The organism is Mangrovihabitans endophyticus (assembly GCF_014646155.1).
Classification (GTDB): Bacteria; Actinomycetota; Actinomycetes; order Mycobacteriales; family Micromonosporaceae; genus Actinoplanes; species Actinoplanes endophyticus.
The window spans coordinates 17,734-38,397 of record NZ_BMMX01000050.1; the positions used below are offsets into that span (position 1 = coordinate 17,734).

At 66.3% G+C, this 20,664-nt stretch carries 22 protein-coding genes and 1 pseudogene; 9 read left to right on the plus strand and 14 right to left on the minus strand.

Going from position 1 to position 20,664, the window contains the following annotated elements:
• Positions 1 to 76 precede the first annotated feature (76 nt).
• The 3 genes from IEY73_RS29095 to IEY73_RS29105 all read right to left on the minus strand — a co-directional run bounded on the left by IEY73_RS29095 (position 77) and on the right by IEY73_RS29105 (position 2,785).
• Positions 77 to 751 carry a DivIVA domain-containing protein gene (locus IEY73_RS29095; protein WP_189082545.1) on the minus strand — a complete coding sequence of 225 codons (675 nt, stop codon included), beginning with the start codon at positions 749 to 751 and terminating at the stop codon, positions 77 to 79.
• A 160-nt stretch (positions 752 to 911) separates the two neighbouring features.
• Positions 912 to 1,547: a LuxR C-terminal-related transcriptional regulator gene (locus tag IEY73_RS29100; protein WP_189082546.1), complete on the minus strand. Its 636-nt coding sequence runs from the start codon at positions 1,545 to 1,547 to the stop codon at positions 912 to 914.
• Positions 1,520 to 2,785: a sensor histidine kinase gene (locus IEY73_RS29105; protein ID WP_189082547.1), complete on the minus strand. Its 1,266-nt coding sequence runs from the start codon at positions 2,783 to 2,785 to the stop codon at positions 1,520 to 1,522. Before IEY73_RS29105 ends, IEY73_RS29100 begins: the two co-directional genes overlap by 28 nt.
• Positions 2,786 to 2,905: 120 nt before the next feature.
• Here IEY73_RS29105 and IEY73_RS29110 point away from each other — a divergent pair, with 120 nt between their 5' ends.
• Entirely contained in the window at positions 2,906 to 3,937 is a 1,032-nt protein-coding gene (locus tag IEY73_RS29110) for a fatty acid desaturase family protein (RefSeq protein WP_189082548.1), read from the plus strand.
• A 203-nt stretch (positions 3,938 to 4,140) separates the two neighbouring features.
• On the plus strand, positions 4,141 to 4,365 hold the full coding sequence (locus IEY73_RS29115) for a hypothetical protein (protein WP_189082549.1): 225 nt from the start codon (positions 4,141 to 4,143) through the stop codon (positions 4,363 to 4,365).
• Positions 4,366 to 4,472: 107 nt separating this feature from the next.
• Here IEY73_RS29115 and IEY73_RS29120 read toward each other — a convergent pair whose 3' ends face one another.
• Positions 4,473 to 4,712, minus strand: coding sequence for a hypothetical protein (locus IEY73_RS29120; protein WP_229716262.1), 240 nt, complete (start codon positions 4,710 to 4,712; stop codon positions 4,473 to 4,475).
• A 214-nt stretch (positions 4,713 to 4,926) separates the two neighbouring features.
• Complete coding sequence (locus tag IEY73_RS29125; RefSeq protein ID WP_229716257.1) at positions 4,927 to 5,385, minus strand: DUF5994 family protein; 459 nt, start codon at positions 5,383 to 5,385, stop codon at positions 4,927 to 4,929.
• 299 nt (positions 5,386 to 5,684) lie between these two features.
• Between IEY73_RS29125 and IEY73_RS29130 the strand changes: the two genes are divergently transcribed.
• Together IEY73_RS29130 and IEY73_RS29135 are read left to right on the plus strand one after the other, a co-directional pair.
• On the plus strand, positions 5,685 to 5,855 hold the full coding sequence (locus IEY73_RS29130) for a hypothetical protein (RefSeq protein ID WP_189082552.1): 171 nt from the start codon (positions 5,685 to 5,687) through the stop codon (positions 5,853 to 5,855).
• Between the two features lie 51 nt (positions 5,856 to 5,906).
• A complete protein-coding gene (locus tag IEY73_RS29135) occupies positions 5,907 to 6,089 on the plus strand; it encodes a hypothetical protein (protein ID WP_189082553.1) in 183 nt (60 codons plus the stop codon).
• Between the two features lie 85 nt (positions 6,090 to 6,174).
• On the opposite strand, the gene IEY73_RS29140 is transcribed toward IEY73_RS29135, so the two are convergent.
• A complete protein-coding gene (locus IEY73_RS29140) occupies positions 6,175 to 7,824 on the minus strand; it encodes a Na+/H+ antiporter (RefSeq protein ID WP_189082554.1) in 1,650 nt (549 codons plus the stop codon).
• A gap of 230 nt (positions 7,825 to 8,054) precedes the next feature.
• On the opposite strand from IEY73_RS29140, the gene IEY73_RS29145 reads away from it, so the two are divergent.
• Positions 8,055 to 8,258, plus strand: a complete 204-nt coding sequence (locus IEY73_RS29145) for a cold-shock protein (RefSeq protein WP_189082555.1) — start codon at positions 8,055 to 8,057, stop codon at positions 8,256 to 8,258.
• Between the two features lie 222 nt (positions 8,259 to 8,480).
• Entirely contained in the window at positions 8,481 to 8,771 is a 291-nt protein-coding gene (locus IEY73_RS29150; RefSeq protein WP_189082556.1) for a hypothetical protein, read from the plus strand.
• A gap of 662 nt (positions 8,772 to 9,433) precedes the next feature.
• Here the strand turns inward: IEY73_RS29150 and IEY73_RS29155 are convergent.
• Entirely contained in the window at positions 9,434 to 9,763 is a 330-nt protein-coding gene (locus tag IEY73_RS29155) for an STAS domain-containing protein (protein WP_189082557.1), read from the minus strand.
• 490 nt (positions 9,764 to 10,253) lie between these two features.
• A pseudogene (locus IEY73_RS29160) lies at positions 10,254 to 11,615 on the minus strand (aldo/keto reductase).
• A gap of 202 nt (positions 11,616 to 11,817) precedes the next feature.
• On the opposite strand from IEY73_RS29160, the gene IEY73_RS33885 reads away from it, so the two are divergent.
• Positions 11,818 to 12,354 carry an MFS transporter gene (locus IEY73_RS33885; RefSeq protein ID WP_229716258.1) on the plus strand — a complete coding sequence of 179 codons (537 nt, stop codon included), beginning with the start codon at positions 11,818 to 11,820 and terminating at the stop codon, positions 12,352 to 12,354.
• A complete protein-coding gene (locus tag IEY73_RS29165) occupies positions 12,299 to 12,952 on the plus strand; it encodes an MFS transporter (protein ID WP_229716259.1) in 654 nt (217 codons plus the stop codon). The genes IEY73_RS33885 and IEY73_RS29165 overlap by 56 nt, the downstream gene beginning before the upstream one ends.
• Positions 12,953 to 13,277: 325 nt before the next feature.
• Here the strand turns inward: IEY73_RS29165 and IEY73_RS29170 are convergent, their stop codons facing one another.
• The 5 genes from IEY73_RS29170 to IEY73_RS29190 all read right to left on the minus strand — a co-directional run bounded on the left by IEY73_RS29170 (position 13,278) and on the right by IEY73_RS29190 (position 17,653).
• Positions 13,278 to 14,354, minus strand: a complete 1,077-nt coding sequence (locus tag IEY73_RS29170; RefSeq protein WP_189082558.1) for a hypothetical protein — start codon at positions 14,352 to 14,354, stop codon at positions 13,278 to 13,280.
• A 120-nt stretch (positions 14,355 to 14,474) separates the two neighbouring features.
• On the minus strand, positions 14,475 to 14,738 hold the full coding sequence (locus IEY73_RS29175; RefSeq protein ID WP_189082559.1) for a hypothetical protein: 264 nt from the start codon (positions 14,736 to 14,738) through the stop codon (positions 14,475 to 14,477).
• A 17-nt stretch (positions 14,739 to 14,755) separates the two neighbouring features.
• Positions 14,756 to 15,739: a tyrosine-type recombinase/integrase gene (locus IEY73_RS29180; RefSeq protein WP_229716260.1), complete on the minus strand. Its 984-nt coding sequence runs from the start codon at positions 15,737 to 15,739 to the stop codon at positions 14,756 to 14,758.
• Positions 15,740 to 16,219: 480 nt separating this feature from the next.
• Positions 16,220 to 16,561: a hypothetical protein gene (locus tag IEY73_RS29185; protein ID WP_189082560.1), complete on the minus strand. Its 342-nt coding sequence runs from the start codon at positions 16,559 to 16,561 to the stop codon at positions 16,220 to 16,222.
• Positions 16,562 to 16,690: 129 nt separating this feature from the next.
• A complete protein-coding gene (locus IEY73_RS29190) occupies positions 16,691 to 17,653 on the minus strand; it encodes a tyrosine-type recombinase/integrase (RefSeq protein ID WP_189082561.1) in 963 nt (320 codons plus the stop codon).
• Between the two features lie 239 nt (positions 17,654 to 17,892).
• Between IEY73_RS29190 and IEY73_RS29195 the strand changes: the two genes are divergently transcribed.
• The gene (locus tag IEY73_RS29195; RefSeq protein WP_189082562.1) at positions 17,893 to 19,131 is read left to right on the plus strand and encodes an IS481 family transposase; all 1,239 of its coding nucleotides are present in this window, start codon (positions 17,893 to 17,895) and stop codon (positions 19,129 to 19,131) included.
• Between the two features lie 1,311 nt (positions 19,132 to 20,442).
• On the opposite strand, the gene cas2 is transcribed toward IEY73_RS29195, so the two are convergent.
• Positions 20,443 to 20,664 (minus strand): CRISPR-associated endonuclease Cas2 (gene cas2 / locus IEY73_RS29200; protein WP_189082563.1); only part of this gene is annotated, 222 nt, incomplete at its 5' end.

Sequence of the window (20,664 nt, forward strand, 5' to 3'; positions counted from 1 at the left end):
GCACCGCACCGCCTGCGATCCGACCGCGTACAAGGAACAGTTCCTAGCTACGACGGCGGGGCGGTCGGCTCCTCCATCACTGGCTGGCCGTGCCGTCGATCAATCGTCCTTGGCGGTGCAGGTGGCGTTGGAGGGCACCGTGATAGTCCGCCGCAAATCGAGTCAGCTTGTCGATGTCGCGCAGAACGCGTTCCCGGTCGGTCACCAGGTCGGCCGCGGCCGCGCTCTGGTAATCGTGGGACCTCCGGTCGATGGCGGCGACCGCGTCCCGGGCTTCACGAAGCGTCCGGCCGGCCCGTTCTCCGGCCTCGGCCAGCAGGATCTGCGATTCGTCTCTCGCTTCGCGCACATACACCTCGGCGGTGTGCTGCGCCATCATCAGGACCCGCTCCGGGGACGTCTCGTTGCGTTCCGTGGCTGCCGCCGCGGCGGCCTGGTTCACCTCGTCGAGTTGCCGGCGCACGAGCCGGGCCTCCTGCTCGGCGCGGTCACATGCTCGATGAGCGCGATCGAGAGCGTCCGTCGCCGCGGACAATTCGGCCCGAGCGGCTCGACGGTCCGCCTCCCGGCCGTCCACCGGTGCACCGGCGCCGAGCCGGTGACGCAACACGTTGTTCTCCTCCAGGAGTCTGATCATCTCCCCGGTGGCCTCGTCGAGGAGCACGTCGACGTCGTTCTCGTCGTAGCCGCGCCGACCGCGGGGGGCCTTCGCGAATTGCGTGTTGTGTATGTCGGCCGGGGTCAGGGACATCGTGCTCCTTGGGTCGCGGTGAGGTGACGACGCGATCGGACATCTGCCCGACCACCGCGCGGCTGGCGGTGATCGTCGCGAGGAAGCGAATTGCTGGAGCAAGGTCACTGTACGCCGATGATCGAGCGACCGCCGCGAAGCCGATGCGGGCAGACCTGGATCAGGCGTCCAGGTAGCGGAGGACAGCCAGGACCCGCCGGTTGTCGTCGTCGGACGGCGGCATCCCCAGTTTGCTGAAGATGTTGTTGATGTATTTGCTGACCACCTTCTCGGTGATGAAGAGCTGGGCCGCGATGGCCGCGTTCGATCGTCCCTCGGCGATGTGCTTGAGGACGTCGTGCTCGCGCGGAGTCAGGCCGGCCAGCGGCTCGCGCCGGGCCAGCAGCTGAGTGACGACCTCGGAGTCGAGGGCGGTTCCACCCGCGGCGACCTGCTGCACCGCCCGGACGAACTCCTCGACGTCGGAGACGCGTTCCTTCAGCAGATAGCCGATGCCTCGGCCGCTGTCGGACAGCAGCTCGCGGGCGTACAGCGGCTCGACATGCTGAGAGAGCACCAGCACTGGCAACCCCGGTATCGCCGCGCGGGCCGCGATGGCCGCCTTCAGCCCTTCGTCGGTGTAGGTGGGCGGAAGCCTGACATCGACGATCGCCACGTCCGGCCGGAGTCGCAGCAGGGACGGGAGCAATGCCGGACCGTTGTCGACGGCGTCGACCACCTCGAAGTCGAACGCCTCGAGCAGCCGGGTCAGCCCGTCCCGCAGCAGAGTCAGATCTTCGGCGATGACAACGCGCACGGAACCTCCATGGTCATGACGGTCGGGCCGGCCGGCGGCGACGAGATCGTCATCGTGCCGTCGAAAGCATCGAGCCGTCGTTCGATGCCGTCCAGGCCCGTGCCGCGGGTGGCGTCGGCGCCGCCGATCCCGTCGTCTCCGACTTGGACGACCAGTCGGTCGTCGGCATGCCGCAACGTCACCCAGGCCGAGTGGGCCTGGCTGTGCCGGCCTATGTTGGCCAGCGCCTCGGCCACCGCGAAGTAGACCGCCGACTCGATCGGTGTCTCCAGCCGCCCCGGCAGGTGCGAGGTCACCGCGATAGGGACGGGCAGGTGCAGCGCGAGGGCTTGGACGGCCCCTTCGAGTCCGCGCTCGGCGAGCACCGGCGGATGGATGCCCCGGACGAGGTGCCGCAGATCGACCAATGCGGCCGTGCTGGACGCGCGTGCCTCGGTCAGCAGTTCGAGCGCCGCGGCCGGATCTCGCCGGACGAGGCGTTCGGCGAGCCCGATGGTCATGCCGACCGACACCATCCGCGCCTGTGCTCCGTCGTGCAGGTCGCGCTCGATCCGGCGCAGTTCGGCGGCCTGCGCGTCGATCGCGCCGCTCCTGGTCGCGGTCAGGTGACTGACTCGCAGCCGCAGTTCGGCGGCCGAGGTCGGCGCGAGGAAGAGCCGGGCGAACAGGACGTCGGTCCGGCGCAACAGCGGCGCTACCGCGAGCCCGACGGCGAGGAGCGTCAGACCTTGCGGAAGGGCCAGCCAGGCCTCGACGATGTTCGCCGTCGGCCAGAACAGGCCGTAGCCGAACCAGACATCACCCAGGAACAGCCACAACGGCAGCAGAAAGGTCCCCACCAGGCCGTACGCCGGAACCACCACCGTGACGATGCCGAGCGCCACGCCGACCACCGCACCGGGCAGCAGCCAGGCCATGTCACGCCAGGTGGCCGGATCGGTGATGATCCATCGCACCCAGTGGCGGCTGCCCAGCTCGGCCCGGTCCGGTGCGACCCGGTAGGGCCGGCGGATCGGCACGCCGACGAACGCGGCGAGGCGCCGCTCGAGGTCGGCTCGCCACCGGACGACGACGGTGGTCACGTGCAGCAGATCGGCGCCGAGAACCGGGACCGGGCTCAGGAGCACTCCGGCCAGCGACAAGACGAGCACCGGTATGTTGAGCAGCCCGAGACCGATCGCGAAGACGCCGTGCGCGGTCGCGCGAAGGCCGGTCGGCACACGATCCGCGAGGTCCATGACACCATCATCGCGCGTCGCCGGACGTCGGGCAGTGGTCAGCACAGGGGTGCTGGCACCCCAATGGCGCTGGGGTCTGTCACTCCTGCTCCGTCGACCCGTCGAGGCGACACTGAGACAATGACGGCAACCACGCTCCGGCGTCCCTCAGCGACCGGCAGCGACTTCGCGGAACTTAACCGCCGGGTCAACGCGCTCGGCTTGATGCGGCGACGACCCACCTACTACGTGCTGCGTCTCACGCTGGTCGGTCTGCTGGCCGTCGGCGGCTGGACCGCGTTCTTCCTCGTCGGCTCCTCCTGGTGGACCCTCGCCGTCGCAGCGGTGCTCGCGGTGGCTTTCGCCCAGTTGGCTTTGGTCGCCCACGACCTCGCCCACCGCCAGGTTTTCCGCACCAAGGGACCCAGCGCGATCGCCGGCCGTATCGCCGGCAACCTCGGCGTCGGAATGAGCTACGGCTGGTGGATGGACAAGCACACCCGCCACCACAACAACCCCAACCACGACGACCTCGACCCCGACGTCGCACCCGAGGTCCTGATCTGGGCCACCGCATCGGCGCTCGGCCGCCGCGGGCTGGCCGGCTTCGTCACCCGCCATCAGGCCGGGCTCTTCTTCCCGCTGCTGACGCTGCTCGGTCTCGACCTCAAAATTTCGAGTATCAAGGCCCTGCGAGCCGGCGCAGTCAAACGCCCGGGTCTGGAAGTCGGACTGCTGATCGTCCACGCCGCCGCCTACTTCACGGCGTTGTTCGTCGTCCTGTCACCGCTGCAGGCGCTCGCCTTCCTGGTGGTGCACCAAGCCCTGTTCGGCGTCTACCTGGGCATGACCTTCGCCCCCAACCACAAGGGCATGCCGCACCCCACCGGCGCTGAGGACTACCTTCGCAAGCAGGTGCTGACCTCCCGCAACGTACGCGGTGGCTGGTTCGTCGACGTCGCACTGGGCGGCCTCAACTACCAGATCGAACACCACCTGTTCCCGGCCATGCCCAGCGCCAACCTGCGTAAAGTGCAACCGATCGTCCAGCAGTACTGCGCCGAGATCGGCGTGCCCTACGAGCAGACCGGCCTGATCGTGTCGTACCGGCAAGCCCTGCGCCACCTGCACGAAGTCGGCGCGCCGCTGCGGGACGCCCGGTCCGCCGGGTGAGCAATTCCTCATTTCCGACGAGGAGTTGCGAACGTTGACCTCCTTGATGTTCCGAGGGCCCATCGCCCGCCGAGCGGTCCGGTTCGAGCGGCTCACGCCATCCTGGTCCCGCGCCGCTGGCGATGCCGGCGCCCCAAGGACTTGCTGAAATCGTACTGTCCGCCGACCACTTCGCCGTGGCCCGATTCGAGTAGCTTGAGGCCATGGCGACTGCAGTGCTACGTGTGAAGCTCATCGGTGGCGACCGTATGGACATTACGTATGACGACCCCGGCATCTCCGATCAGGACACGTTGCTGGAGCACGTGATCTCGACCCTGGCACAGGACTCCGGAACGCTGCGGACGACACACGGCGACCGGCTCGTCGTGATCTACGGACGAGGCGTCGCGGCGATCGAGTTCGCGCCTCGCGGTGCTGTGGTCTGAGTGACGGTGCCGGGTGCGCGCTGATCCGGGATCGTGAAGTTCTGCCATCCGTGATGTCGTCCGGTGGCTCTCGCCTTGGGCGCAGTGACCTGGCTGGCTATCGACCCTCAGCGGCTCGGCGCGGCATCTGCGGGCGGCGCCAGTTCTTGCCAGTCGGCGTCCGAGCCACGCCATGCGCCGGCCACGATCACCGCTGAACTGCCGCTCGGGCAGTCCTGCACGCGATAGCGTCCCGCCGTCCCTCCGATCTGCACCAGCACGTCCCAGCGGCTCCCGTCGCTTCTGATGTACACGTCGCGACGAAGGCGCGCTGTCTTGCTGCCGTTCCACCAATGCCGTTGAACCATCACGGGGGTAACCGTACATTCCCATCGTTAAATGTCTTTTGTGAAGACAGACGCGGTCCGGTCGGTCCGAGAAGGACCAGGCGGCGTCGGCCTGGCCGCCCTGACGATTTCATCTTCGGCCACGAGATACTCGGTGTCGACGACGACACCATCACATCGCCGAGGTGACCGGACGGCCGGCTTCCGCCAGGGGTTCTGCTCACCGGTGGCAACGTCACCGGACGTGTTCGATGCTGGTGAGCAGGTCGGCTGTAAGGCGTTTGTCGGAGGCATCCGCGGCGGCGTCCAGGGCCGCTTCAGCCGATGCCTCGGTAGCGTTCGGCGGCACGACGAAAAGATCGAAGCGATCGTTGCCGAAGTCGGCCATGATGGTGATCAATCCGGACGGCTGGGACGTGAACCACCCGAGCCGCACCACCCGGCTACCCACTGCCGCTCGCCGCGGATGGGGAGCGTCCCACTCGGCACTGTTCATCAGCACGTGTGTGATCTCGCCGCGCAGCCCCGCCAGAGCCTCCACCAGTCGAGGGAGTTCGGCCATCGCGTCCGTCGACCGTGGCCACCAGGCCCCGTCGAGGACGGTGGTCCGGGAAGGATGCGGGTCCAGCTGCAGGCGTACGGCTTCACTCTGCGCTGACGTGGGCGCGAGCACGGTCGAAGTGGTCGGTGCCATGGCGGCTACCTCTCGATTGACGACCCCCGCACCGCCGAAGGTGGCGCCGAATGCGCTCGTCGGAGATCGTGGAGAGGTCGTTGACAACCACTGTACGCGTGGTGCCGACGACGACGCGTACAGTGGGTGCCGGCGGCTGCCGTCGAGTGCCGGGCCGACCTGCACGGTCGCGACCGATCTCCTGCATCTCCGGCTCCTGCTTCTTCAGCGTCCTCGCTACCGGACTTGCCCACACTGTGTGGAGCCTGACACCGCACCGGCCCGCCAAGGACTCCATGAACCCAGCGACAAGGATCTGCATGACACCGAGCTACGACCGGACCGAATTGTTCCTGGCACCACCCACACCTCAGGACACCGAAGGAACCAACGGGACACCGCCGACGATCGACCACCGGGCGGAGGCGATGCGGGCGCTCTGCCACCCCTTCGCGATCCGTACGCAACCGGCCGCCCGTCCCGTCCGCTGAGCGGATCACCGCCGTCGGCGGCAACCGGCTTCGATCTCCGAGAGGGCACTCATGACCATTCCCAAAGCGGCGGTGCTGGCCGTTCTTCGCGAGCGCGGTCAGCACGCCCGCGCTGACTTCGTCGACCGGGAACTGCCCGACCACATCGATATCACCCGGCATGCGGGCCTGCTTGCCACTCTTCGGCTCGATCCCGCCGCGCTGAGCGGGCCGGACACCGAGGACGTCGGCTGACGGATCAGTTGCCGGAGACGCTGAATGCCGGCAGCGCCGTCGACCGAGTTCCTGGTCGACCGGCGATCAAGGGGCAGCGTTTCCGTCACCGGCGAGTCGGCCGATCCGGCAACAGCCGCTCCTCATGGTCTAGTTCACGTTCCAGAACGCGCAGACCGTCGTCAGGCAACCACCCGGCATCGCGCCAGCGCAGGAACTCGTTGCGCTGGGCGTCGAGAGCCACCCGGCGTACGTGCAAGGCAGCCTCGTATTGCGGTGAAACGGGTGGACCGGTCACATCCTCGTTGTCGCGGAGAAGGTCGATCCGGTCACGATAGCGGCTCAGCCGAGTCTGGAGCTGCTCGCGCATCGTCTCGATCACCGAGACGCTGATGTCGTCGTGTTCCTGCTCCTCCAGCTCGTCAAGGGCATCGAGGGCGGCCTCGACGGACGCCGACCGAGCTTCGTTGCGCAGACGAGCTTGGTCGTTGCCGTCCGCGCGCAGTCCGAGCGCCCGGACGATCGGGGCGAACGTGAGACCCTGGCCGACCAACGTGACCAGAACGACCACGAACGCGCAGAACACGAGCAGATCCCGAGCTGGGAAGGGAGCGCCGGTCTCGGTGACCAGCGGCAGCGTGAAAACGGCGCCCAAGCTGATCACGCCTCGCGTTCCGGCCCAGGACAGGACGACGACGTCACGTACGGTCCAGCGAACGAGATCCTCCCTCGCCACCGGGGCTCCGGACCGCCGGGCTTGCAGCGCGTCGGGCACCAGCAGGGTCAGCAACAACCACAGCGGCCTCAGCAACAGTACGACCCCCGCAGTGATCGCCACCGCAACGACGATGGTGCCGATTTTGTAGGCCGCGAGCCCGCGCAGGACCTCCGGCAGCTGCTGACCGATCAGTAGGAAGACCAGGCCCTCGAGCAGAAAGTCGACCAGGCGCCAGACCGCACTGGTCTGCAGCCGGCCCGCGCCCGTCGCCGCCCGCGGTGCGTGATGCCCGACGATCAGCCCGGCGACGACCACCGCCAGCACCCCGGAGACGTGGAACCGCTCAGCGAGCAGATACGCGGTGAACGGTGTGCCCAGCGACACGGCGTTGGCCAGCATCGGATCCCCGCTGAGCGGTCGCGACAGCAGACGCACCACGAAGGCGACCGCCGCACCCACGGCGGCTCCCCCCGCCGCGGCGATCAGGAACTGACCGAACGCGGCCGGCGCGGAGAACCCGCCACCGGTGGCCGCGGCCACCGCGACACTCAGGATGGTGAGAGCAGTGGCGTCGTTGAGCAGCCCCTCCCCCTGGACCACGGTGATGATCCGGGGCGGTAGCCCCACCCGGCGTCCGACCGCCAGCGCGGCCACCGGATCCGGTGGCGCGACCGCCGCCCCGACGGCGATGCCGGCGGCCAACGTCGCTCCGGTGACGAACCAGGCGAAACCCGTACCGATCAGCAAAGCGGTGAGAAGGACCAGCACGACCGAGAGACTCACCACCGTACGGAGGTTCCGTCGGATCGCGAGCATCGACGAGTCCAGGGCGGCGCTGTACAACAACGGCGGCAACACGAAGGTCAGGATGATGTGCGGATCGAGGGTGACGTTGGGCCCGGGCAGCAGGGCGTATCCGATACCGACAAGCGGAAGAAGCGCGGCGGCGGGCAGCCCGGTCCGGCCCGCGACCCACCGCACCACCGCGACCACCGCGATCGCGGCCAGGACAAAGATCAGAACCGACTCGGCATCCACCGACCCATCCTTGCCGACCGGTCGAAGAAAAATACTCGACCCGGCTCCCCGATAATTCTGTGATACGGTTACCAGGTTGCAGTTTTGATTTCCGTAGACGTCTTCGGCGCCTGATGGATCCAAGATCCGTCCAGGCGCATTTCGTTTTTTGTGTCGGTTCGACGCAGGTCATCAACGCGGCGGCGCGCGAGCCCGCACTACGCGGTCTCAAAGCCTGCGAAGGAGCAGACATGGCAACAGGCACTGTGAAGTGGTTCAACGGCGACAAGGGCTTCGGTTTCATCGCCCAGGACGGCGGCGGCGCCGACGTTTTCGCTCATTTCTCGGCGATCTCGGCCAGCGGTTTCCGCAGCCTCGACGAAAATCAGCGGGTCGAGTTCGACATCGCCCAGGGCCAGCGTGGTCCGCAGGCAGAGAACATCCGTCCGCTCTGATTCACTGACTTCCGGACGGCGGCCCGACTGGTTCAGCGGGCCGCCGTCCGGCATTTCGCGCCGCCTGGATCATCGTTCGGCCGAACTTTGGCCTATCGGTAACGCAGCGGCCTCGTGGACTTCTCCGTGAAAGACTGTGCGCCGCGGCGACCGGGCCGGGCGGAGCGAATAAATAATGCAGTTAGTACCAGCGAACCGATCGCCATCCTGCACAGTGAACCTATGTCTGAAGACCACCTCACCACCGAGATGGTGGCATCGCTGGAACGGCTCCGCAGAATCAGCGATGATCGCCAAGCCGACCTGCAACGCCGGCCGACCACGGCGAGCACATCCGACGCCGCGCGTCGTGAAGAGGCCGCAGACCGCCGTCAAGACGTCCTCGATCGGCGATCCGAAGCCGCCGATCGCCGAGACGAGACACAGACACAGCGGGAAGCCATGCTCGACAGCCGGCAAGCGGACCTCGATCGGCGAGTGGACCTGTTGAACGAACGAGACAGCGAGGATTGACAGTCACGGCAGAATAGTCCTGCACCGCAAGGCAAGCCGGGGTCAGGCATCCGGACGTCGTTGTCGGGCCTGATGCTGCTGCCGCTTATTAAGCACGCGGTCAGAGGTTTCCAATCAACGGACCAAGATTACGAATCTGATCGATATTCTGGTCCGGCAGCCCCGCGGCACCCTTCGGTTACTTGCCGGAATTCCGGCATGGGCTACTTCGCTATCAATCAGGCTGCCCGCGTACACGGTTAATTCTGAATGCTCGCCTAGTTATCGCCGCAGAATCGTTTGCCAGGCGGTTATCGACCAGCGCACCCTGAAAAGCGCCATGCATCCCGAAATGACAACCGCGAACCGCGCCGAGCGTGGCGATAGCCATCTTGGGAGCGCTCATGACCGACGCACCGGTAAAAGGCTGTTCAGATCCGCTCGCCGATTCCGACCATGGGCTTCCGTGAGCCCGGGAGATAACTTGTCGCTGGGCCGGGGCCTCATCTTCAGTCAGTCCGATATGACGGCTGCGAAGATGGGGCGGAAAGCCGTTGCCCGAGTTTGAACGCCTTGGGGAGTCTGGCTCGATGACGACGGCAAGATGGTCTGGGCGACCTTGACGACAAGCAGACAACTGTGAGGCTCTTGGACCCCGCCCTGCACTTGGTCTGGTGATGTTGTCAGCCACCGCACCTCAGCACATGTGAGGGGTCGAGGATCTCCAGGACGCGGTGCACCACGCCGAAGGCTCCCACTACTTGCAGGGTGCGCCCCGGTCCGGTGGCTGTGACGCGGGCCTCGAAGAGCAGGCTCACCGTGGCGGCGTCGATGAGGCTGACTTCGGCGAGGTCGATCACGATGATTTTTGCCGATCCTTGGTCAGTCAAGGCGGCACGCAAAGTGTCGTGGGCAGCGAGGTCGAACTCGCCGCGCAACCGGAGGCGAGTTACTGCTTCGCTTTCGGAGTCGACACCCTCGCCGATGTCGATTGCGAAGTGCTGACCAGTCACGTCTGTTGTCTACCAGCAAATGTTGCGAAGTCCAGTAGGCTGCAGACGGCTGTTCGTCGGAGGTGCAACCGGCCACCGAGGCCACTACCGGCACGGCAGCGAGGCCGGCCGCACCCATCAAGAACCGGCGACGGCTGTTGGTGTCAGACATCAGGCACCTCTCTTTGTCAGCGATTGGGGTGTTGCTCGGTTTCAGCTAACTCGTATCGCTGACGTTGAGGGAGCCTCTAGTGAAAGGGGTAAAAACAAGGACCCTCACCGGGGTTTAAAATCGTCACGCCAATGCCGGACTGCTTGTTTGGACCGTCACGCCAATATTCAGGTAATTGCCAGCAAGACGGTACCTGAATGCGAACGTCGCCCCTGAATGGTGAGGCGCTCGTGATAGGTTCCCAGGCGTATAGCTCCTACGCCGCCGCCGTGAAGACTGAGGGCGGAGCGACACGAGGCCGGGTAGCGAGAGCGCCTACCCAGCCCCGTACGCGGTTCGTCAGGGCAGCGGCGCTTCCACGCCGGACAGCGCAAGCACCGGTGCCGGCAGCCGCAAGCCGTGGATCTCAATGGCGTTCAGCGCGGTGGTGAACTCGCCGAACTCGTCCGCGGTGAACGCGAACTCTTCGGTGCCGAGGTTCTCGAGCAGGTGCGAGGTCCGAGTGGCACTGGAAATCGGCACGATCCACGGCTTCTGCGCTAGCAACCAGGCCAGCGACACCTGACCGGGCGTGGCGCCCTTACGAACCGCCCACTCCCACAGCAGCTGCACCACGGCCATGTTGGCGGTCATGTTCTCCGGCGAGTTACGGGGCACATACTGCCAGAAGTCGCCCTGGGTGAACCGGGTGTACGGGTTGATCGCGCCGGTGGTGAAGCCGTACGCCAGCGGCGCCCAGCACACGAACCCGATACCCAGCTCTTCACAAACCGGCAGGATCTGCTGCTCGGAGCCACGCCACAACAGGTTGTGCTCGTTCTGGACCGCCGTCAGCGCGTGCACGGCGTGGGCGCGGCGTACCGTCTGCGGGCCCGGCTCCGACAGGCCCCAGTGCCGGACCTTGCCCGCCTTGATCAGGTCCTTGACCGCGCCGGCCACGTCCTCGATCGGCACGGCCGGGTCGACGCGGTGCTGGTACAGCAGATCGATGTGGTCAGTGCGCAGACGCTGCAGCATGCCATCGACGGCCCGCTTGATGTGCGCGGGCTGGCTGTTGAGGCCACCGAGCTACTGGCCGGTTTCCGGGTCGATGTTCCAGCCGAACTTCGACGCGATCACCACCTTGTCCCGCACGCGCCGCAGGGCCTCCCCGACGATGCGCTCGGACTCGAACGGCCCGTACGCCTCCGCCGTATCGAACAAGGTGACGCCCTGGTCGACTGCGGAGCGGATGATCTTGATCATGTCATCACGGCTGCTGACCGCTCCACCAAAGCGGGGGCAACTCACATATAAGTTGCCCGGCATGGTCTGGCAGCCGAGGCCGATGCTGGAGACCTTGAGCCGGCCAAGCCGGCGGAGGCTGGTCAGGGTGGTGGCGGTGCGCGCAGGAGCACCGTTGCCGGCCGGACGGGCGGATGCCTGCGCGGGCGCAGCGGGACCGGCAAGGCTCAGCACTGCGGGAGCTGCCGCGACGCCGGCCGCCCCCATCAGGAACCGGCGTCGGCTGTTGCTGTCTGACATTGAGCACCTTCTCTTTGTCGCGACACGGGCATGACTTCCGCCCCATCGAACAGGCGATCGCGACAGCCAGGGAGATGCTGCTGAAAGGGATAAAGGCAGGGACCCCCACAACACAGCGAAACCCCGCGAAAACAGCCCCAAGCTGGTACAAGAAGTGTCGCCCCAGGAGACGCCCATGTCTCCACCTACGGACGGCGGGGGTAATGGCAGAGCCTCCCTCGGCCGCGTCGGCACGCCTACCGTCAAGATTGGATCACTGACCGAGCGAGGGAATCGGCATGGCTTTCACGCAGGTCGCTGACCCTGGACGGGGGCCGGCACCAGCTTCAGGTTCCGGCCGCATCGACCCGACGCCGCTTCAGTGACGAGGATACGGCGGGTGCTCATCCCCACCGGGTCTTTGCTGTGGGGCCTGCAGTTCGCCTTCCTCAACCCAGCCCTGGCGCTGCTGCTGGTGACGGTCTACGACGCCACCCCGGGCGAGATCGGCTGGGCCCTCGCGATCTACAACACCGGCGGCTTCGCGGCCTCACTGATCGTACCCGCGTACGCCGACCGGGCCGGCGACTACCTGCGGCCGATGCTGGCCTGCGGGGTGCTGACCTTGGCGCTGGCCGCCGTGCTCGCCACGAACACCTCCTTGCCGTTCGCAGTCCTCGCCCTGGTGGTGCTCGGCGGCCCGGCGGGTGTGGGCAGTTCCCTGCTGTTCGCCCACCTCAAGCACACCGGTGCCGCACCCCGTGACGTGGTGCGGACCCGGGCGCTAGTCTCGTTCGCCTGGGTTGCCGGGCCGCCCCTGGCCACAGCTCATCGCCGCGTTCGGCTCACGGGCAATCCTCGCCGCCATCGCAGCAGTCGCGGTGTTCAACATCGCCACCACCGCGAGCATGCGCGGCTCACAGGCCCCCGAGGCTGACACCGCCCCGCAGCCGACGGCCGTACTCAGTGGCCGCATCATCGCCGTTGTCGTCGTCTTCATCGCCCTACAAGCCACGAACAGCGCGACGGTATCGATCATGAGCCTGTTCGTCACCGACCGCATGGGCCTGGACGTGGCGTGGGCCGGCGTGGCGCTCGGCGTCGCCGCCGGGCTCGAGATCCCAGCCCTGCTACTGATCGGCAAGCTCAGCGGCCGTGTCCCCGTGACGCGGCTGCTCCTGTCCGGCTGCCTCGCCGGAGTCGCCTATTACGCGGCCATGGCCTTCGCCGCCGGCCCGGTCCTGTTGCTCGGGCTTCAGATACTCAACGCCTCATTCTTCGCCGTCGTTGCCGGCGTTGGCCTGACGTTGTTCCAGGACATGATCCCCCGCCCAGGGCTGGCTGCCGGCCTGTACGCCAATACCCACAGGCTGGGCGCCGTTGCTTCGGGACCGCTCATTGGCGTCGGATCGACGACCGCTCTCGGCTATGGCGGGGTCTACCTCGGCTGCGCCGTCATCACGGTGGCCGCCTTCGCCGTCCTCCGTATGGTGCCCGCTGGGCATTCCGAAGGGGTCCGCGACCGTCCTGACTGACAGCTGGGTCCGGCTTTGGACGAAGCGTCGGCACGTCCTCAGGGCCCGATCACAAGCCTTAAGCCGTCCTAGGAATAACCGAGTAAAGGGGTGCCGCGTTGAATGACAGATCCCTTGACTCGCCCAAGATAAGTTCAACAAATGACGGCACTAAATACGCAACGAAGATCGGCCCTACATCCTCGACGGGGGGGTTACACCACTCCCCTGACCCCCACACTGCCAGTGTGACGGCGGCGGCAGGGAAGCAAGGCAGAGACGGCACCATGTGCCTCGCATAGAGAGTACGCGAGGCACACGTGCCGCCGTGCTGCCGAGCTCGTCCTCACATCAGGCGGGTGTAGTTCTTCCTCGCTTCCTCACGAACCGCCGCGCAGAATTGCGCGTCGGTCGATGCCGCGTCTCCGGCCTCGGCGTACTCCTCGTAAACCAGACGGCAGGCGCGGACGCCAGTGAGCAGATCCTCGAGCAAGTCCACAGCGGGCCGTCGCGGGTCCAGCGGGGTCAGCCGTACTGGCGTCGCCTCGTCGTCGACATCGTCGTTGTCGTCTCCGGTGTCATGCGCGACCAGAAAGGCACCAAGGTCAGCCAGGACCCCCTCACCCACATCCATCGCCCCGCGGACCATTTCCACTACTACGCCGTAGGACGTGTTACTGAAGTCGAACAGCTCCAGGACTTCGCTCGGCGTCTCGACCGGTAACGCCTCGATGTCATCGGCGGCGTACAACACCTGGTTCGTCGGCATGCCGGACACCTCGGCGACGACATCGGCGGCCGCCTTGAGCCAATGCGCGGCCGCCACCGACGCCGCCGTCGGGTCGACGTCGAGGAACAGCCGCTCGCGATCCAACGGATCCAGCGCCAGAATGCCATCTGCGGCGGCGACCTGGACCGGGTTCACATCGGTGCGACTCAACACCACCGCCTGCTGGGCCCGACCACCCAAGTCACCGCGTTCGGCGGACTCGACCGCTTCGATCTCCGCGGCGACGTCCGCACTGACCGCATCGAGCAGCTTCGCGTCGTCGACGGCGCGGACTGCCCGGCCGACGCGATGAGCCCATTCTTCGACGGGGTCGTAGCTCTCGATCATGGCCCCGTCTTCGCCGGGCAGGTTCGGCTCCCTGATGAAGCCGACCAGCTGCGAGAAACCATCCCGGCTCTGCTCGCGCCGCCAGCCCTCACCATTGCCGTCGCGGTCGTCGGTCGCGAGGCCGGGATGGGTGTAGCAGCGCCACAGCGCTTCGGACAACGACGTCAGAGCTGCAGCGAGCCGTAACCGGTCCTCCACCGCGGCGGGGGTGGGCAAACTGCCCACCACCGCCGCACGCTGCCCTCGTCCCGTCGGCCAGATCCGCAGAAGCGTTCCGGTGTCCTCGTCGATGGCGTAGTTGGTCACGATGGTCTCCTCTCAAGTAGACGCGAGTCATGTCGCTTTGCCGATCTCGAACCACGGAGCCGCTTCGATCGTCGCGCAGGATCGCGGACAACAGCCGAGCTGGTACCTCGAACGGGGACATCAGCCGTCACCACCCGCAGCCCGGGCTCGCGCCTTCGCCGAACGCTCCGCCAGCTGCAGCATGTACGCCCGCCGCGCATGCAGCGCCATCGTCTTCCGCACCTCCGGCTCCAGCACACCCAGCGGATCCACCTGCTTCTCGAACCGCGCCAGGAACGACGCCGACGCCGACGCCGTACGACCCTGCCGATCCGCCGTGTTCGCCCATGAGGCGTGCGCAGCGATCCGCGCCCGCCTCGACCGTTGCTTCGCCGTCAGTGCCATGAATTGTCTCCCCCCGCTCATACTCGTTCGCCGATCCGTAGCCGCGCATGAGTCGCCTGGGCCCGCTCGGCCGCCGCTGACGCGCCGTAGCGGCGGGGCATGTCGTCCGACGACCAGCCCAGCACCAGCATCAAGTCGCCGGTGTCACCGCCGGCGAGCTTCCACTCGTGCGCGAAGTTGTGCCGCCACCGGTGCGCATGCACGTTGTCCACCCCGGCCAGGACTCCACGGCGGCGCAGCATGAGCTTGATGCCGTTGCTCGACAGCGGCACCACGCCTCGAGCCGGCAACCACATCGCCGTTGACGAGGCCGACTTACGCCGGCTACGCACTCGCAGGAACTTGGTTAGCGCATGGCCAGTCTTCGGGCCGAACCGCACCCGGCGGTCCTTCATACCCTTGCCGTGGAACAACAGCGAGTCGCTGTTGAGGTCCACGTCGTCCAGCTGCAGCCCGGCGACTTCCGACAACCGGGCGCCAGTGTTGTAGAACAGCCGGATGATCGCCTCGTCACGCAGAGACAGGTAGTCCTTGCCCTTGCACGTGGCCAGGATCTTCGCGGTGTCGTCGTCACCCAGGATGGGGATCAGCGTCTGGGCGGTCTTCGGCTGTCGGACCCGGGCCAGCGGCGAACGCTCCAGGTCTTCTTCCTCGGTCAGCCATCGGAAGAACTGCTGCAAGCCCTTGTGCTTGTTCAACGCCGTCGACGCCGAGCGGGTCCGCACCATCCAGGCTTGGAACTCCTCGATGTGGCCGCGCTCGACCTCGGTCGGATCCTGCGCCGCGTCCTCGGCACCCAGATGCTCGACGTTGTCGGCCAAGAATCGGCTCAGCTGCGCTCCAGCGAGGAGGTAGCTGTATCGGGTGGTCTCCGGGTAGTTCCCGGAACGCAGCATCCGATCCCAGTCCCGCAGATAGTCGAACCAGGCGGGCGGCACATCGCGACAGACCTTCTGCAGATCGAGCACATCCACCTCGCAGACGCTTCGCCGGGTCGGCACCGTGCATCCCTTGACTACGTACAAGGGCACGTACCGCACCGCGAGGCCGTACGCGCGGCGCTCGTTCGATCATCCGAGCCGCGGCGCAACAGGCGAAAGCTGTCTGAGGCTGTCCTCCCCTAACCCCTCCCCCACCACTCCCCCGGGCTGCGGCGACCCCACCCGCCGCCGAAGCCGGCGAGCCGATCAGACCCGCCCGCCGAAGCCCATCTGCACCTGAAGCTCCTGCGCCCGCTCGGCCGAAGCGCTCGCGCCGTAGCCGCGCGGCATGTCCTCCGACGCCCAGCCAGCACCAACATCAGGTCGCCGGTGTTGCCGCCACCCCTGCGCCACTCGGAGGTGAAGTCGCGCCGCCACCGGTGCGGGTGCTTATGCGTCTCCCCGGCGGCAGCACCCCGACGCTTGAGCTCAGCTTGATGCCATTGCGCGACACTGGCTTTATCGGCGTCACCAGCTACGCGAGGCTGGTCCCCTTTCCCGCTACAGCACTTGCTTCCCGCCCAGGGCCGTTACTGCGGCCGCGATCTCGCCGATCCGGTCGGCGGGCACGGTGAACGACATCGTCACCTGTGAGCGCGCCTTCGCCCAGGCGCGGAACATTTGGATGAAGTCAGGGCCGTTGTCCAGCTGTCGGGCGCTGATCCACGGGGTGGGTTCCGGCACAGTGTTGCCCTGCCAGAACAGGCTGATGGTCTTGATCGTGAACACGTCGCCAGGAGCCAGGTCGTCGATCGCGTCGCCGCGGTCGGTGCTCCAGTCGTCGATGGCCCAGTCGTCAGTGAGTACCTCTTCCCAGAACGCCTCGAAGTCAGCCTTGGTCAACGTCAACGGCATACCGCCCAGCCCTTCCGACGAGTGTCACGGCGATCCTGTCGCAAACCTCCAGCACCGGCAACGCACCGGCACCGAGCAGGACGCGGCCGCACGCTGGCAGCCGCGCCCAGCTCCGGGTCACACGTTCTCGCCGATACCCATCCGGGATTGGAGTTCCTGTGCCCGCTCCGCCGCCGCACTGGCGCCGTAGCGACGCGGCATGTCCTCCGAGGCCCACCCCAACAACAGCATCAGGTCACCGGTGTTGCCGCCGGCCTTGTGCCATTCGTGAGCGAAGTTGTGCCGCCACCGGTGCGCGTGGGTGTTGGTGACACCTGCGGCCGCGCCGCGGCGCTTGAGCATCAGCTTGATGCCGTTCGGCGACAACGGCTTCCCACCCTTCTCGGCCATCCACAACTGCGGCACCTCCGCGGCGCCTTTCCGCTTCGCCCGGGCCCGCAGATAACGGGCGACCGCCCGAGACGTCTTCGGACCGAAACGCACCCGCCGGTCCTTCGCGCCTTTGCCGTGCAGGTGCACCGACTCGGTGTTCATGTCCAGATCGGTCAACAGCAAATTACCGATCTCCGACAGCCGGGAACCGGTGTTGTAGTACAGCCGGATCAGCGCCTCGTCCCGCAACGACATGAACGTCTTGCCCTTGGTGCCGTCGAGCAATTTCTTCGTGTCGTCGTCACCCATGATCGGCACCAGCTTCTGCGGGGTCTGCGGCTGCTTCACCCGCTCCATCGGTGACCGGTCGATCTCCTCTTCCTCGAGGAGGTACTTGAAGAACTGCTGCAAGCTCTTGTGCTTGTTCAAAGCGGTCGACGCCGACCGGGTCTCGATCATCCACGCCTGGAACGACTCGACATGGGCTTTCGTCACCAGGGTCGGATCCTGCGCGGCGTCATCAGCATCCGGATCCGGGGACTCGTCAGCCAGATACCTAGCCATTTGCGCAGCGGCCAGAAGGTAGTTGTAACGCGTCGTCTCCGGGTGATTCCCGGCCCGCAGGGCGCGGTCCCAGTCGCGGAGGAAGCCGGCCCAGTCGCCCTTCTCCAGGCCTTCGCACAGTCGGTCGAGCTTCAGTAGGGGCATCTCTCGTCACCTGCCGAGTCAAGGGGTCTACAAGCGGCGTGCTCGATCCCGGTGACGTCGTCAGACACGAAAAAGGGGCTCTCGCAAGTCTCTGACCTGCGAAAACCCCTCCGCTGTCGGGCTGACAGTGTTCTGGTTCAGGACATCGGAATAGGGTGTCTCACGTCATCGGAATAGGCATGTCTCGGGTCATCGGCATGGCGTTGTAGCCGGCTGGTCGGCGTGTCGCAGGGTGCGACGTGTCGAAACGTCGTCTTGTCATCACCGCCGTGCTCAGCGGTTCGTCCCAGGCCGAAGTCGCCCGTTCCTACGGTGTCTCGCAGGGGTGGATCAGCAGGCTCATGGCCCGCTACACCGCGGAGGGTGAGGCCGCGTTCGAGCCCCGCTCGCGTGCGCCGAAGACCCGTCCCGCCGCGACCGCGCCCGCCACCGTCGAGCTCGTCTGCGACTTACGCAAACAACTCGTGGAGGCGGGGCTGGACGCGGGCGCGGACACGATCAGTTGGCACCTGCGGCATCATCACCGGACCATCCTGTCGCGGGCCACGATCAACCGGATCCTGACCCGGGCCGGGCGGGTCACCCCGGAGCCGTCGAAACGCCCGAAGAGTTCCTACACCCGTTTCGAGGCCGAGCAGCCCAACGAAACCTGGCAAGCCGACTTCACCCACTACCGACTCACCCACCGCGACGGCCGGCCCGGCCCGGACGCCGAAATCCTGACCTGGCTCGACGACCACTCCCGCTACGCCCTCTCGATCACCGCACACCGGCGGGTCACCGGCCAGAGCGTCGTCCACACGTTCCGGGAAACCGTTGCCGCGCACGGGATTCCGGCCTCAACTCTGACCGACAACGGCATGGTCTTCACCACCCGACTATCCGGCGGAAGCCTGCGCGGCAGCCGGGGCCGTAACGCCCTGGAACACGAACTGCACCGCCTGCACATCACCCAGAAGAACTCGCGGCCGAACCATCCCACCACCTGCGGGAAAGTCGAACGCTTCCAGCAGACCCTCAAGAAGTGGCTCCGGACCCAGCCCCGGCAACCCGCCACCATCGGCCAGCTCCAAGCTTTGATCGACAGGTTCGCCGACGAGTACAACCACCGCCGGCCCCACCGTTCCCTGCCCGAACGTGCTACTCCCGCGACCGCTTACCAGGCCCGCCCCAAAGCCGCACCCGGCACCAGCCGCACCGGCGACACCCACGACCGGGTCCGCCGCGACAAGATCAGCAAAGCCGGCACCGTCACCCTGCGCGTCGCCGGCCGGCTACGCCACATCGGTATCGGCAAGACCTACGCCGGAACCTACGTCCTCCTGCTCGTCCACAACCTGAACATCCGCGTCATCAACGCCGCCACCGGCACACTCCTACGCGCCCTGACCATCAACCCCGACCGCGACTACCAGCCCACCGGCCGACCACCCGGACCCACACCCACAAACAAACAACCCGAACCTACGGAAACGTAGGTCCGGGCTATTCCGATGTCCCGAGACATCACAACTGTCGGGCTGACAGGATTTGAACCTGCGACCCCTTGTTGTGAAACGCGCCTTTGCGAGACTTGGCATCGCCTGTCATAAGCAGGCTCTGACCAGCCCAAACACGGCCAAGCGAACTCGGCTTCCTGTCAGCGCTTGCCGCGACTTCGCGTGGTTTTCGCTGAGTAAAGCGGGGGTGGATCGGAACTGCCAAGCCGCTTCGAGGCGCCAGCTGCAGCACTCCTGGGACCTGCTCACGGAAAGTCCGCCGGCATCCGACCGTCGGGCAGACCAGCCGCCACACCTACCTGAACCACGACCTGCACTCCGCCGCGCGTCGACGGGCACCTCGCTCACCGTGCGCTCGTGAAGATCATGCACCCGTGCCGTCAACACTCCGCAATCAGGGCACGCCACCGCCGCCCCAACGGTGTAGACGCTCGCACCACGATACTGCCGCCGGCGTCCTTGACCTTCTCCTTCACCAGCGGAGCCGGCCGAATACCACACAAACAAGATCATCAGCAGCGACCCCTGATTTCTGTCCAACATGGACAGCAATGCGCTCCATTACCACCGAAAGGGCGCCAGAGCCGATCTTGATACGGACCTCCCACCGCCCAGCGGAGCCCGTTCACGCTGGTCTGCGAGTTTCTAAACGCCTGCTGGCGTGACCCGTTTCGGGACTGGACGCTTGTACTATCCACAAGTGCCCACTCGTAAGTTCCTAAACCCCTGCTGGCGTGACCCGTTTCGGCACTTAGCAGCCGCCGGAACCTTAGCTATTTTGGTTTCTAAACGCCTGCTGGCGTGACCCTTTTCGGCACAGATCGCTCTATTCATGAGCGACATCTCAGCTTTCGTTTCTAAAACGCCTGCTGGCGTGACCCGTTTCGGCACACCAGGCCAGAGGGGCACACTCTGCAACACTTGCAGTTTCTAAACGCCTGCTGGCGTGACCCGTTTCGGCACATGGAGTTGTCGGGCATCGCCCCGGCCAAGTCGTTTCTAAACGCCTGCTGGCGTGACCCGTTTCGGCACCTCAAGACAATGAGCTGGCTCGTCTCGGCAATCGTTTCTAAACGCCTGCTGGCGTGACCCGTTTCGGCACCCTATCGGTTTCGCGTGGCCTCTGACCAGCGGAAACAGAGGCGGGTTGCACACCGGTTCTCGTTGATCTTGCCGGGTGCTGATATTCATGGATGGATGGTGGGTGTTTTCGCTGGTCAGCAGCATTGCACACCTCAGCCCGGTTCGGGGCGTGCGGGCGGGTCACCCGGGAGGGTGATTGCGGGGTGGTCATAGGACGGCCCAGTAAAGCTCGGTGGTGGGGGTGGTGGCCTGGCCGAGAGTGGTGGTTGCGGCGGTGCAGGGGCCGCAGAGCGGAAGGATGTGGATGGCGTCGGTGCGGGTGTCGATGAGGCCGGTGAGACGGTGGGTGAGCTCGGTCAGGTCGTCGTGGTCGAGGTGGCAGAGGTAGACGCTGCGTTGGATGCGGTTGCCCCACATTTGGATGAGGGC

What these genes read in the sequence shown, in the direction of transcription:
- IEY73_RS29105 (WP_189082547.1), bottom strand. Translation starts at nt 2,785, where the DNA reads ATGGACCTCGCGGATCGTGTGCCGACCGGCCTTCGCGCGACCGCGCAC.
- IEY73_RS29190 (WP_189082561.1), bottom strand. Translation starts at nt 17,653, where the DNA reads ATGCCCCTACTGAAGCTCGACCGACTGTGCGAAGGCCTGGAGAAGGGC.
- IEY73_RS29145 (WP_189082555.1), top strand. Translation starts at nt 8,055, where the DNA reads ATGGCAACAGGCACTGTGAAGTGGTTCAACGGCGACAAGGGCTTCGGT.
- IEY73_RS29125 (WP_229716257.1), bottom strand. Translation starts at nt 5,385, where the DNA reads ATGGCACCGACCACTTCGACCGTGCTCGCGCCCACGTCAGCGCAGAGT.
- IEY73_RS29095 (WP_189082545.1), bottom strand. Translation starts at nt 751, where the DNA reads ATGTCCCTGACCCCGGCCGACATACACAACACGCAATTCGCGAAGGCC.
- IEY73_RS29130 (WP_189082552.1), top strand. Translation starts at nt 5,685, where the DNA reads ATGACACCGAGCTACGACCGGACCGAATTGTTCCTGGCACCACCCACA.
- IEY73_RS29110 (WP_189082548.1), top strand. Translation starts at nt 2,906, where the DNA reads ATGACGGCAACCACGCTCCGGCGTCCCTCAGCGACCGGCAGCGACTTC.
- IEY73_RS29115 (WP_189082549.1), top strand. Translation starts at nt 4,141, where the DNA reads ATGGCGACTGCAGTGCTACGTGTGAAGCTCATCGGTGGCGACCGTATG.
- IEY73_RS29135 (WP_189082553.1), top strand. Translation starts at nt 5,907, where the DNA reads ATGACCATTCCCAAAGCGGCGGTGCTGGCCGTTCTTCGCGAGCGCGGT.
- IEY73_RS29120 (WP_229716262.1), bottom strand. Translation starts at nt 4,712, where the DNA reads ATGGTTCAACGGCATTGGTGGAACGGCAGCAAGACAGCGCGCCTTCGT.
- IEY73_RS29150 (WP_189082556.1), top strand. Translation starts at nt 8,481, where the DNA reads ATGTCTGAAGACCACCTCACCACCGAGATGGTGGCATCGCTGGAACGG.
- IEY73_RS29175 (WP_189082559.1), bottom strand. Translation starts at nt 14,738, where the DNA reads ATGGCACTGACGGCGAAGCAACGGTCGAGGCGGGCGCGGATCGCTGCG.